Genomic DNA, 12,624 nt, shown 5'->3' with positions numbered 1-12,624 from the left:
GAGGGCGGGGTGGGCACCGGAGATCCGGTGCCCACCCCGCCCTCGTCGTCGTTGCGCCCGTGAGGTGCCGACGGCCCGCTCATCTGCCGCCGGACGTGAACCTCTCGTACGCGGCCACGACCTCGTCCGCCGGACCGTCCAACCGCAGCGTCCCGGCCTCCAGCCAGATCGCCCGTTCACACGTCTCGGTGATCGACTTGTTGCTGTGGCTGACCAGGAAGACCGTCCCGGCCTCCTCGCGCAGCTCCACGATCCGTTCCTTGCTGCGCCGCTGGAACTTGGCGTCCCCGGTGGACAGAGCCTCGTCGATCAGGAGCACGTCGTGGCTCTTGGCCGCCGCGATCGAGAAGCGCAGCCGGGCGCCCATGCCGGAGGAGTACGTCCGCATCGGCAGCGTGATGAAGTCGCCCTTCTCGTTGATGCCGGAGAAGTCGACGATCTCCTGGTAGCGCTCGCGGACCTGGGCCCGGGACATGCCCATCGCGAGACCGCCGAGCACCACGTTGCGCTCCCCGGTCAGATCGCCCATCAGGGCCGCGTTCACGCCGAGCAGCGAGGGCTGGCCCTGGGTGTACACCCGGCCCTTCGTGGCGGGCAGCAGCCCGGCGATGGCCTTCAGCAGCGTCGACTTGCCCGAGCCGTTGGAACCGATCAGGCCGATGGCCTCGCCCCGGTACGCGGCGAAGCTCACCCCCTTCACGGCGTGCACCTCGCGCACCCCGGGGGCCTGCCGGCGCGAGACGATCCGGCTGAGCGCCGAGGTCGCGCTGCCCCGCCCGGCACGGGCGCCGTTGACCTTGTACGTGATGTGCACGTCGTCCACGACGACGGTCGGCACGCGCTCGTCGCCGCCGCCGACACCGTTGCCGCCGCTGGTGTTGCCGTTGTGGTCAGCCACGTCCGTACCGCTCCTCCGCCTGCCAGAAGTACAAGAAACCGCCCACGCCGCACACCAGCGCCCAGCCCGCCGCGATCGCCCAGACGTGCGGCGGCAGATGGGACGCGTCGAAGCTGTCGATGAGCGCGAACCGCATCAGGTCGATGAAGACGGCGGCCGGATTGCACTTCAGGGCCACCTCGACGATGTGCGGGACCCGGTCGCCCTTGAGCATCTGGTCCAGGCTCCACATGACGCCGGAGGCGTACATCCAGGTGCGCAGGACGAACGGCACCAGCTGGGCGATGTCCGGTGTCCGGGCGGTGACCCGCGCCACCGCCATGGACACGCCGGTGTTGAACACGGACTGGAGGAACAGTGCCGGGATCGCCAGCAGCCAGGACGGCTTGGGGAACTGTCCGAACCCGATCAGGATCACTGCCAGCGCGGCCAGCGAGAACAGCAACTGCTGGAGCTGCTGGAGGGCCAGCGCGATCGGCAGCGAGGCGCGCGGGAAGTGCAGCGCCCGGACGAGTCCGAGATTGCCGCTGATCGCGCGCGTCCCGACGGTGATCGAGCTGCTGGTGAAGGTCCAGATGAACACGCCGGTGACGAGGAACGGCACGAAGTCCTCGACGTTGCGCTTGGTGTCCATCAGGACGCCGAAGATGAAGTAGTAGACCGTCGCGTTCAGTAGCGGGGTCATGATCTGCCAGATCTGGCCGAGCTTCGCCTGGCTGTACTGGGCGGTCAGCTTGGCGGTGGCGAACGCCGTGATGAAGTGCCGCCGGTCCCACAGCTGCCGGACGTAGGTGCCGAGCGAGGGTCGTGCCCCGCTCACGGCCAGGCCGTGCCGGGCGGCGAGCGCGGCCAGCTCGCCCGGAGCGTACGCGGGGAGGAGGGATGCGGCGGCGGGGGTGTCGGCCGGGGCCGCTGGGGTCGTTGTCTGACTCACCACGATCGCTTTCGACGGAGGGGGAATACGGGATCGGTCGATGGAACGGGACCGTATCGTCGCAACGCCGAGAGTAGGGCGCGTCGACGTCGCAACGCAACCGTTTCGTCGTGGCGGACTATGATTCGGCCATGACCACCGCTCCCGGAACCCGCCGCCGTGCCCCCGCCGGAGCCGCCGTGCTGCGCGAGGACGTCACCGACGCGATCCGCAGCGCGGTCTTCGAGGAACTGGCCACGGTGGGGTTCGCCCGGATGTCGATCGAGGGCATCGCCCGGCGCGCGGGCGTCGGCAAGACCGCCGTCTACCGGCGCTGGAAGTCCAAGCTGGCCCTGGTGCTCGACCTGGTGTCCGCCGTGGCCGTGCAGGGCATGCCGGCCCCGGCCACCGGTTCGCTGCACGGGGACGTCCGTGCCGTGCTGGAGCTCGCCTCCTACGCACTGCGGCATCCGGTCGCCTCGCAGGTCATCCCGGACCTGCTGGTCGAGGCGGTCCGCAATCCGGAGATCGCCGACACCATCAAGGACGCTCTGCTGGATCCGCAGCAGGGCATCGCCGCCGTGGTCGTGCGCGACGCGGTGGCGCGCGGCGAACTGCCCGAGGGCAGCGATCCGGACCGGGCCCTGGACCTGATCGTCGGCCCGCTCTACTGGCGGCTCGCCGTCGTCCGTACCCCGTTGCCCAAGGGCTACCTCGACGACCTGGCGGCCTCGGCGGTCGCGGCGCTCAGGGCGGGCGGCGCGGGCGCGTCGTGAGGCCCCGGGGTGCGCCGGTGCGGGCCCTCGACCCAAGGCACGCCCGGTGCGTACGGCGCGCCCGGCGCGAGGGTTCGAGGCGCACGGCGCGCGGCCGGGCGGGGCTGAACGCCTACCCCGCGGCCAGCAGCCGCTCCGCGACGCGGGAGGCGGCCCGGCCGTCGTCCAGGTCGCAGAAGTCCCTGCGGAAGCTCTCGTACGCCGCCGCGTACCGGGCGACCGAGGCGGCCAGGTTGCCGGGATCGCGCAGTACCCCGGCGACATCGTCGGTGCGGGGGAGCAGCGGGCCGGGTGCCCGGGTCTCGAAGTCCAGGCAGAAGCCACGCACCGTGTCGCGGTAGTGGGCCAGGTCGTAGGTGTGGAAGAGCATCGGGCGGCCGGTGTGCGCGAAGTCGAACATCACCCCCGAGTAGTCCGTCACCAGCACGTCGGCGATCAGGAGCAGCTCCGCGACGTCCGGGTGCGCCGACACGTCGCGCACGCCGTGCTCCTCGGGCACGGTCCCGGTCACCCGCGGGTGGCGCCGCACCAGCACGGTGTGGCCGTCGCCCAGGGAACGGGACAGGGCCGCCAGGTCGAGGGCCGGGTCCCAGCGGTAGCGGGGGCGCTCGCCGTCGGTGCCGGGCGGGTGGGCGAGATGGTCGCGGTAGGTCGGCGCGTACAGCACGACACGGCGGCCATCCGGGATGCCGAGCCGGTGGCGCAGTCGCTCGGCGGTCTTGGCCCGGTCCGTGGCGAAGAGCAGGTCGTTGGCCGGTGACCCCGCCTCCAGGACCTCGCCGTCGTAGCCGAGCGCGCGGCGCAGCAACGGGGTCGAGTGGCGGCTGGGGGAGACCAGGACGGACCACTGGGCCGCCCGGCGCGGCAGCGAGGCCAGCCGGTGGTGGTCGGCGTACAGGGTGCCGCCCAGGTCGGTGCCGAAGCGGCCGAGCGGGGCCCCGTGCCAGGTCTGTACGACGGTCTGGCCGGGCCGCCGCTCGAACCACTCGGGCAGCTGTCCCGCGGTGACGATCCGGCGGGACCGGGCCAGCGCCTCGTACCAGGCGGCACTGTGCTCGACGACCGGGACGGCGGCGGGCGGGAGCGGGCCGTGGAGCCCGTCGGTCACCCAGAGGTGCTCCGACTCCACGCCCCGGCGCACCAGTTCCGCGTGCACGGCGCGCGGTCCGCCGCCGTTCGTGCCGCCGCCCGCGTAGAGGACGGTGTCCCGCAACGGGAGCGTGCGCCGCGACGGGTAGTGCGTGCCGCGCAGTTCCGCCCGGCGGTACGCGCCCCGCTCGGTGGCACGGAGGACCGGGCCGGCCCGCAGCGCCAGCCGGTCCCCGAACCGGCGCTCCAGGGCGAACTCCCGGTCGGGCGCGGGGGCCGCCGGGTCCGTGCCGTGCCGGGGCAGCGGCAGCCGGGCGCCGAGTGCGGCCAGGACCCGGACCGGACGGCCGCCCAGATACGCGTCCCAGTGCCCCTCGTGCAGCCCCGCTGCCACCGACGGCGCCAGGAACGCGGTGAAGCGGCGCCCCTCGTACGCGCCTGCATCCGCCTCCTCGTACGAATCGGCGTACGCCCCTTTGTGCGGGCCTTCGTACGAGTCGGCGGGCGCTCCCACGTGCGCACCGGCGTACGTTCCGGAGCCCGCTCCCTCGTGCGCACCGGCGCCCGGCTCCCCGTGCAGGCCCGCACAGGCCCCCGCGCCCGGCTCCCCGTATGCTCCCGCCCCCGCGCGCGGCGGCGCGTGGGTGACGGGGACCGTCACCGTCTCGCGCAGTGTCTCGTGCCGCAGGACCAGGCGGGCCGGGCCCTCCGCCTGCCGCAGGCGTGTTCCGGCCCCGGTCACCCCCTCGACCCGCAGAGCCCCTTCCACCGTCCAGACGGCGGCGTCCACGAACGGCTGTCCGCTCAGGTCCAGCATCAACTCGCCCGCCGCGTCCGCCACCACCGGCGGAGCCGTCTCCGGGGCGGCGGCCAGCGGCACCCGCGAGCCGTCCGCCAGCACCAGTCGCGCCCGCCACCGCCCGCCGGGCTCCCGCTCCACCTCGGGCGGTGCCCGGTGCGGGACCGGTGGCGCGGACGCCATCCCGGCGAGGTCGGCCAGCGGGATCCGTACCGTGAACCGGCCGTCCGCCCGGCACTCGACCGGGTGGCCGAACTCCTGGTCCGGCGCCCCGTCACAGGTCAGCACCACCGCCTTGGGGCGTGCGCCCGCGTACAGCCGACCGGTCAGCTCCAACGCGCCCTCGCCGCGACGGCCGTTCTCGTTGAAGCGCCGGTCCTCGCACCGGGCCGGGAGCCGCACCAGGCTCAGCCGAAGCCGCCCTCCCCGGTGGTCGAGTACCGCCCGCAGCCCGTCGCCCAGGTCGTGGACGAGCGGCTGGACGGCCCCCGGCTCCACCGTGCGCACGGCCACCCGGCGGACCGTGCCGTGCGCGGCCACCATGACGCCCACCAGCCATTCACCGGACCGCAGCCGACGCGGATCGAGGGTCATCTCGAACCCGGAGTTCTCGTAACTATGGAGCTCCTGACCGGAGTTGATGGTCGCCTCGGGCGACGGAACGTTTCGCACCGGTACCGTGCGCAGCTGTCGGCCATGGACCGCGCGCACCATGCCCATCTTCAGCGAGTGGCGCGGCGAGGCGACCGGGAGGTTGCGGACGTACGCGTAACCGCGCAGCCGCAGCTTCCCGTCGTAGCTCCACCGGGCCTCCGACAGCCGTGCCACGGCCGGGAGATCGGCGCGTGCCAGGCGGACGACGTCCGGCAGACCGGGAAAACCGGCCTGCCGCAGCCCCGGCACCCCGCCGACCAGGAACGTCCCCGCCCCGTTGGTGCGTTCGAAGGCGAGCACGGACAGCAGATCGGCGAGTCGACGCTCCCGTACCAGCCGCCACTTGAGCCGCAGTTCCGCTGGCAGTTCCTGGATCGCGTCCCGGCCCGGCGCGTCCAAGTGCTCCATCCGGTCCAGGAACGTGCCGGCGCCCGCCATGAACGCCTTCCGGTACTCGGGCCCGCCCCGCGCGAGCCCCTCCAGGAAGTACACGAGGTCGTCGCGCAGGCACGACAGGTCGTAACGCCGCCGCGCACCCGCGTTCGCCATCCCGCCCAGGCTGGCCAGGAACGCGCTGACCTGCTCGCATGCCGCGATCCGGTCCCGTGCGCCCCGCGCGTCCGTACGCCGCCGGGTGATCGACCCCTCCCGCACCCGCCAGTAGTAGACGTGCTCGTGCAGCACGTCGACCGCGCCCGCGAGGTAGTGCGCCGGGATCATCACGGGCGCGTCCTCGTAGGGCCTCCCCTCCGGGAACGCGAAGGAATGACGGTCCCAGAAGGAGCGCCGGAACACCTTGTTCCACGCGACCCGGTCGGTGAGCAGCCGTGGCTCGCGGCTGATGTGGGCGCGTGTCCGGGTGGCGGTCAGCCAGCGGTACTGCCACGCCTGCTGCCGTCCCCGCTCGTCCAGCCGCCACACATTGCCGGTGGCGAAGTCGGAGCCGGTCGTCTCCAGCGAGGCCAGCATCCGCTGGAAGGCGTCGTGGACGACGACGTCGTCGCTGTCGACGAACGCGAGGTACGGCACGTCCGGCGAGGTGTGCCGCACGCCCGTGTTGCGGGCCGCGCTCAGCCCGGCGTTGTCCCGGCGCACATAGCGGAAGCGGCGGTCCCGGGCGGCGTAGCCCCGGGCGATGTCCGTGCTGCCGTCCGTCGAACCGTCGTCGACGAGGACCACTTCGATGTCGGAGGCCGTCTGTCCGGCCACCGACCGCAGGCAGTCCTCCAGACAGTCCTCGACGTTGTGGACCGGGACGACGACACTGAGGCGCGGATTCATGCCCGGACAACCGGGGCGGACGCGCACGGTCACCGGCACTGCCCCGAACGGGTGAACACGCGGTACGGAGGACGGCGGACGCCCGGCTACGCGCAACGACGTCTTCTTCACCACCGGACCGGACCGGACCGCCGAGCTCCGGGAGCGCCTCGCGATCACCTCGGACCGGACCGTGCTGCTCCACGCGCCCACCCATTGCGACTACCGCAAGGGCTTCGTCCCGCTCCTCGGCCTGGACCGGCTGACCCGCGAACCCGGCCCGGGCCACGTGGTCCTGGCGCGGGCGCACTACTTCTACGGGTGCACGGCACGCCTCGACCGCGCCCGGGTGCGGGACGTGACGGGGCATCCGTCCATCGAGGAACTCTGCCTGGTCTCCGACGCGTTGATCACGGACTACTCCTCCCTGATGTTCGACTACGCCTGCCTGGACCGCTCGATCGTCTGCCACGCTCCGGACCGGGCCGCCTACCGGGCCGCGCGCGGCACCTGCTTCGACCTGCTCTCGGGGCGTCCCGGCGAGACCCCCGGCACGGTCACCACGAGCGAGGACGAACTGCTGGAGGTCCTCAGGACCGGCGAGTGGCGCTCGGCCGGCCCGGCGCGGCTGCGGGCGGCCTTCCGGGAGCGCTTCTGCCCGTACGACGACGGGCACGCGGCCGAGCGCGTGGTGCGCCGGTTCTTCCTGGACGAGGGCGGCGACGGCGCATGAGTCCGGAGATGGCCACGGCGCGCGAGTCCGGAGATGACGACGGCGCGTGAGTCCGGCGATGGCGACGGCGCGTGAGTCCGGCGATGGCGACGGCGCATGAGTGGGGAGACGGCCACGGCGCGTGAGCCTGGAGGTCATGACGGCGCGTGAGTCCGGAGTGCACCGCGCACCCGGACCCCGGAGCGTAAGCACGGCGTTGCCGACGTCACCCGTTCGGGAGAGACCACGACCGGTGACCCCCGGCCGCCCACGAGGTTGAGCCGTACGCACAGTCAGGCCCCCGATGAACGGACGTGCCCACCATGCCGCCACGGCTCAGTGTCGTCGTACCCGTCCACAACGTCGAGCTCTACCTGACGGACTGTCTGAGATCCCTCGCGGAGCAGACGATGGCCGATCTGGAAGTGGTGATCGTCGACGACGGGTCCACGGACGCCAGCGCGGACCTGGCCACCGGGTTCGCCGCCCGCGACCGCCGCTTCCGGCTCGTCAGCCAGGCCAACGGCGGCCTCGGCCACGCCCGCAACACCGGGGTGCGCCACTGCGACCCGGGCGCCCGCCACCTCGCCTTCGTCGACAGCGACGACGTGGTCCCGCCCCGCGCCTACGAACTCCTCCTCGGGGCCCTGGACGAGACCGGCTCCGACTTCGCGTCCGGCAACGTGCTGCGGCTGCGCCCCTCCGGGAAGCTCCAGCAGTCGCCCAACTTCCGCAGGCCGATGGCGACGACCCGGCTGCGCACCCACATCTCCCGCGACTGGGACCTCGCCGCCGACCGGATCGCCTGCAACAAGGTCTTCCGCCGCGCCTTCTGGGACGAGCACGCCTTCGCCTTCCCGGTCGGCGCGCTCCACGAGGACATCCCGGTCGTCCTGCCCGCCCACTTCCTGGCCCGGTCCGTCGACATCCTGAAGGACACGGTCTACCACTGGCGCGAGCGGGCGGGTTCGATCACCTCCCGTCGCGCCGTCGTCCGGGGCGTCCAGGACCGCGCCTCGCACGTCCTCGGCGTCTCCGCCTTCCTCGACGAGCACCGCGGCGCCGCCGACAAACGACGGTACGAGGAGCACGTCCTCGCCAACGACCTCTGGCACTTCATGGAGGCGCTGCCCGACGGCGACGAGGACTACCGGCGCGCCTTCCTCACGTACGCCAACGAGTTCACCGACCAGGTCGACCCTGCCGTCCTGGACGCGTTGCCGGTGCGTCTGCGGCTGATGTGGCATCTCGTACGCGAGCGCCGGACCGACGAACTGCTGGCGCTGCTCGCCTACGACAAGGCGGAACCGGGCGCGTTCGCGGTACGGGGCACGCGGCGGCGGCGCATCGCCTCCTTCCCGGTGCTCACCGGTCCCGTCCCGCGCTCCGTGCTCAAGGCCGCCGAACGGGACCTGCCGCTCACCGCCCGGCTGCGGGACGCGCGGTGGCGGGACGGCAGGCTGCATCTGTCCGGGTACGCGTACATCCGGAACCTGCCCGCCACCTCGCGCGTCAGCGAGTTCCGGACCGGCTGGCTGCGCGCCGGGCGCCGCCATCTGGTGCCGCTGCGGCTGCGCACCGTCGTCGATCCCGAGGCCACCGCGCGCTCGGGGCAGAGCCTGCACGACTACGACCGCTCCGGGTTCGAGACGGTCATCGACCCCGCCCGGCTCCGCATCGACGCGCGCCGCGGGCCCGCGCGCCTCGTCTGGCGCCCGGAGATCGGCATCGCCGGACACGGCGTGCTGCGCCGCTCCGCCCTCTCGACGAACGAGGCGGCCGCCCCGCCGCCCGTGCACCGGCCCGACGGCGACCACCGCATCGTGCCCGCCTTCGACGACGGCACGCTGGTGCTGCACGCCGAACGGATCGACGCCCGTTTCGAGTCCCACCGGGCGGGTGGTCCGGTCGGTACGGACGGCTCGGACGGCTCGGACGGCCCGGATGTCACGCCCGGCGCACGCACTGCACGGGTCGCGCCCGGCGCCCACGCTGCGCCCGGCGCCCACGCTGCGCCCGGCGCACCCGGCGCACCCGGCGCGGACGGGCGGGGCGCCAGCGTGGTGATCGACGGCATGGTCCGCGCCCGGCTCGCCGCGGGACCCCTGCGCCTCTCCCTCATCCACCTCCCCTCCGGGACGTCCTTCGACCGCCCGGTCAGGGTCCACGAGAGTGCCGGACCCGCGTCGTCCGGCTGGCGCCGCTTCACCGCGGCCGTTCCGCTCGGCGCCTTCGACGCAGCCCGCGCCGCCGCCCGGGCGGGCGCGGGGGAGGGGGCGCCGCCCGCGCAGATCGCGTACAGCGCGTATCTCCTCGGCCCGGACGGGCGGCGCACGCCGATCGACGTACCGGGGCCGGTGCTTCCGGGCCGCTACCCGCTGGACGGGAACGGGACCGAGAAGGGGGAGGACGGGAACGGGGACACGGCGGGCGCGGCCTCACCGCGCGAACTCGGCCTCACCGCGAGCGCGCGCGGCAACCTGCTGATCACCGACCGCACCGTCCAGCCCGCCGTCGACCTCGCGGCCTGGACCGACGGCGGCCGGCTCGTCCTGGAGGGCACCTTCCCGGGCCGCCCCGGGCGCCCCGCCGTGCTCGTGGCCCGGCACAGCGGCCACGACGAGGAGGCCGTCCTCCCCGTCGCGTTCTCCGGGACCGGCGGGGCACGGCGGTTCCGGGCCGCGTTCCGGCCGGACGCCGTCGACGGGCCCGGTGGACCGCTGCCGCTGGGGCAGGGCCGCTGGTACCTCTTCCTGCGCGAGCGCGGGGCGGCCGGCGGCGTGGAGGGCGGCGCGTACGAGACCCCGCTGCGCATCCCGGTCGCCGCCCACCGCACCCTGCCCGCCGCCCGCACCCTCGGCGGACGCGCGTACGTCGTCGAACGGCGCCACCACGACCAGTTGCTGATCGACTCCGCACCGGTGCTCCCGGCCGCCGAACGCGGCCCGCGCGGCACGCGGCTGCTGCGCGGGACGTACCGGAGCCGACGCACCGCACCCGTCCGCGACACCGTCCTGTACAGCAGCTTCGACGGCCGCCGGTACTCCGACTCGCCGCGCGCCGTCCACGAGGAACTGGTGCGCCGGGGCGTCGAGTTCGAGCACCTGTGGGTGGTGCGCGACCAGCAGGCGCGCGTCCCGGACGGCGTCACCGCCGTCGAACACGGCTCGGCCGCCTGGCACGAGGCGCTGGCGACCAGCCGTCACATCGTCACCAACACCCAGCTTCCCGAGTGGTTCGAACGGCGCGACGACCAGTTCGTCGTCCAGACCTGGCACGGCACTCCGCTCAAGCGCATCGGCCTGGACCTCGCGGGCACCGCGCAGGCCGACGCCGCCTACATCGCCACCATCGAGCGGCGCGCCCGCCAGTGGAGCGTCCTGGTCTCCCCGAACGGCTTCTCCACCCCGGTCCTGCGGCGCTCGTTCGGCTACCGGGGCGAGGTCCTGGAGTGCGGCTACCCCCGCAACGACCTGTTCCACGCCCCGGACCGGGCCAAGGTCGCCGCGGCCCTGCGCGAACGCCTGGGCATCCCCGAGGGCCGACGCGTCGTGCTGTACGCCCCGACCTGGCGCGACGACCAGCCGCGCGGCGACGGCCGGTACACCCTCGACCTGCGCCTCGACCTGGCCGCCGCCGAGCGCGAACTCGGAGCCGACACCGTGCTGCTGGTGCGCCGTCACCACCTGGTCGCCGACCGGCTGCCGGACAGCGGCAGCGGCTTCGTCCGCGACGTCTCGCGCCACCCGGACGCCGGCGAACTGATGCTGATCAGCGACGCCCTGGTCACCGACTACTCCTCGCTGATGTTCGACTTCGCCCTGACCGGCCGCCCGATGCTGTTCCACACCCACGACCTGGCGCACTACCGCGACACCCTGCGCGGCTTCTGCTTCGACTTCGAGGCGCGCGCCCCCGGCCCGCTGATCCCCGGCGCCGCCGGACTCGTCGAGGCGCTGCGCGACCCGGAGCGCGCCACCCGGGGGCACGCGCGGGCGTACGAGGCGTTCCGCCGGGACTTCTGCGACCTGGACCGCGGGCACGCGGCAGCGGACGTGGCCGACCGCATGCTCCGGGGACCCGAGTGCATTCCGCCCGAGCCGTTCGAATGATTCGGAAATGCGGACGTCCGTGCGACTCCGCGGAGAATCGACGCGGTGATCCGCTCACCGGGAAGCATTGTTGCGTCGCTCGGCGTCCACGGGTTGCTACGTTCTGTTTTCATGGGTATCCGAATGCGGTGCGAAACCTGGAGCGTGCGACGAGCGAGAACGACCGTGCTCGTCGCCGCCGCCGTGGGTCTTCTCACGCGAATGCTGATCGCGGCCAACAAACCCGGACCGGCCGACGTGCACATCTTTCGTGGTTTCGCCGCGGCCATCGCGCGGTACGGCCCCATTCGGATCTACGAACAACCGCTTCCGGGGCTGCCCGTCTACAACCATCCGCCCCTGGCCGGGTGGATTCTGCTCGGTCTGAACGAACTCTCCGAACTCGGAATCCCGTTCGGAAGTCTGATCAGGGCGCCCGCCTCGATCGCCGATTTCTGCTGCGCGCTCCTCGTCTTCGAAATCGTGCGCCGGCGGCGCTCCTCGGGCGCGGCGGTCGCCTGCGGGGTGGGCGTCGCCCTCAGCCCCGTACTGATCGCCACCTCCGGCTACCACGGCAACACCGACGCGGTCGCGATCACCTTCGCCCTGGCCTCCGCCCACCTCCTCGTGGACCGGAAGGCACCGTTGGCCGCGGGGCTGGCCGCGGCGCTCTCGATCAGCGTCAAGTTCATCCCCGTGGTGACGCTCCCGGCGCTGTTCGTCGTCGCGCTGCGGGCGGGCCGCCCGGCCGTCCTCCGCTTCACCGCCGCCTTCACCGCCCTGATCGCCCTCGTCTGGGGGCCGGTTCTGGCGACCGTGCCGCAGCACCTGGAGGAGAACGTCCTGGAGTACGCGGGCGGCGACTACCGCCTCTGGGGCATCGTCCGGTTCGCCGACCTGGCCGGGCTGCCGGACTCGTTCATCACCTTCGTCCAGGGCGACGGGCACTTCCTGTTCGTGCTGGCCTGCGCGGCGGCCGGGGTGTGGCTGGCCCTGCTGCGGCCCGCACAACTGCCCGTCGTCGTCGCCTTCACGATGGGGCTGCTGCTGTTCCTGTCCACCGCGTCCGCCCTCCAGTACCTGACCTGGGCCGCGGCCGGTCTCTTCGTCATCGGCTTCTGGGAGGGCGCCGCGTACAGCTGCCTGCTCGGCCTGACCGCGATCCTCGGCTACATGGGGCGTTCCGCTGTGCGCTGGAGCGAGACCGTGATGCACCTGGGAGAGGCGGGCTGGGCCGTCCTCGCTGTCGGCCTCGCCTGCGGGGTCCGCGCGATCCTCGCCGCGACGCCGTCCGCGCCCGCCCCGCCGTGCGCCGCCGGGCCCGCACCGCTCACCGCCCCCCGCGCCTCGCGGCCCGCCGGTTCCCCCGTCAGGTGACCACCGGGCCCCGGGCCCCGCCCCACCGGGCGGACGCCGGGTTCCCGGCCCCGAT

6 protein-coding genes and 1 pseudogene are annotated in these 12,624 nt (G+C 73.5%); 4 read left to right on the top strand and 3 right to left on the bottom strand.

Annotation, left to right across the window (positions count from 1 at the left end; translation table 11 throughout):
* Positions 1-79: 79 nt before the first annotated feature.
* On the bottom strand, positions 80-898 hold the full coding sequence (locus AMK22_RS10250; protein WP_073783525.1) for an ABC transporter ATP-binding protein: 819 nt from the start codon (positions 896-898) through the stop codon (positions 80-82).
* On the bottom strand, positions 891-1,835 hold the full coding sequence (locus AMK22_RS10245; protein ID WP_073783524.1) for an ABC transporter permease: 945 nt from the start codon (positions 1,833-1,835) through the stop codon (positions 891-893). Before AMK22_RS10245 ends, AMK22_RS10250 begins: the two co-directional genes overlap by 8 nt.
* A 128-nt stretch (positions 1,836-1,963) precedes the next feature.
* Here AMK22_RS10245 and AMK22_RS10240 point away from each other — a divergent pair, with 128 nt between their 5' ends.
* Positions 1,964-2,587 carry a TetR/AcrR family transcriptional regulator gene (locus tag AMK22_RS10240; protein WP_073783523.1) on the top strand — a complete coding sequence of 208 codons (624 nt, stop codon included), beginning with the start codon at positions 1,964-1,966 and terminating at the stop codon, positions 2,585-2,587.
* 112 nt (positions 2,588-2,699) lie between these two features.
* Here the strand turns inward: AMK22_RS10240 and AMK22_RS10235 are convergent, their stop codons facing one another.
* Positions 2,700-6,410, bottom strand: coding sequence for a bifunctional glycosyltransferase/CDP-glycerol:glycerophosphate glycerophosphotransferase (locus tag AMK22_RS10235; protein ID WP_073783501.1), 3,711 nt, complete (start codon positions 6,408-6,410; stop codon positions 2,700-2,702).
* A gap of 103 nt (positions 6,411-6,513) precedes the next feature.
* Here AMK22_RS10235 and AMK22_RS10230 point away from each other — a divergent pair.
* From AMK22_RS10230 to AMK22_RS10220, 3 genes and pseudogenes are all read left to right on the top strand, one after another.
* Positions 6,514-7,122, top strand: a pseudogene (locus AMK22_RS10230) (CDP-glycerol glycerophosphotransferase family protein); the annotation flags it as partial.
* A 302-nt stretch (positions 7,123-7,424) separates the two neighbouring features.
* Entirely contained in the window at positions 7,425-11,213 is a 3,789-nt protein-coding gene (locus AMK22_RS10225; protein WP_073783637.1) for a bifunctional glycosyltransferase/CDP-glycerol:glycerophosphate glycerophosphotransferase, read from the top strand.
* Positions 11,214-11,357: 144 nt separating this feature from the next.
* Complete coding sequence (locus AMK22_RS10220) at positions 11,358-12,569, top strand: hypothetical protein (protein ID WP_242433903.1); 1,212 nt, start codon at positions 11,358-11,360, stop codon at positions 12,567-12,569.
* Positions 12,570-12,624 lie beyond the last annotated feature (55 nt).

Origin of the sequence: Streptomyces sp. CB01580 (assembly GCF_001905795.1) — a bacterium.
Classification (GTDB): Bacteria; Actinomycetota; Actinomycetes; order Streptomycetales; family Streptomycetaceae; genus Streptomyces.
The sequence above is the reverse complement of the archived record's forward strand: the minus strand, read 5'-3'. Positions and strand labels throughout refer to the sequence as shown.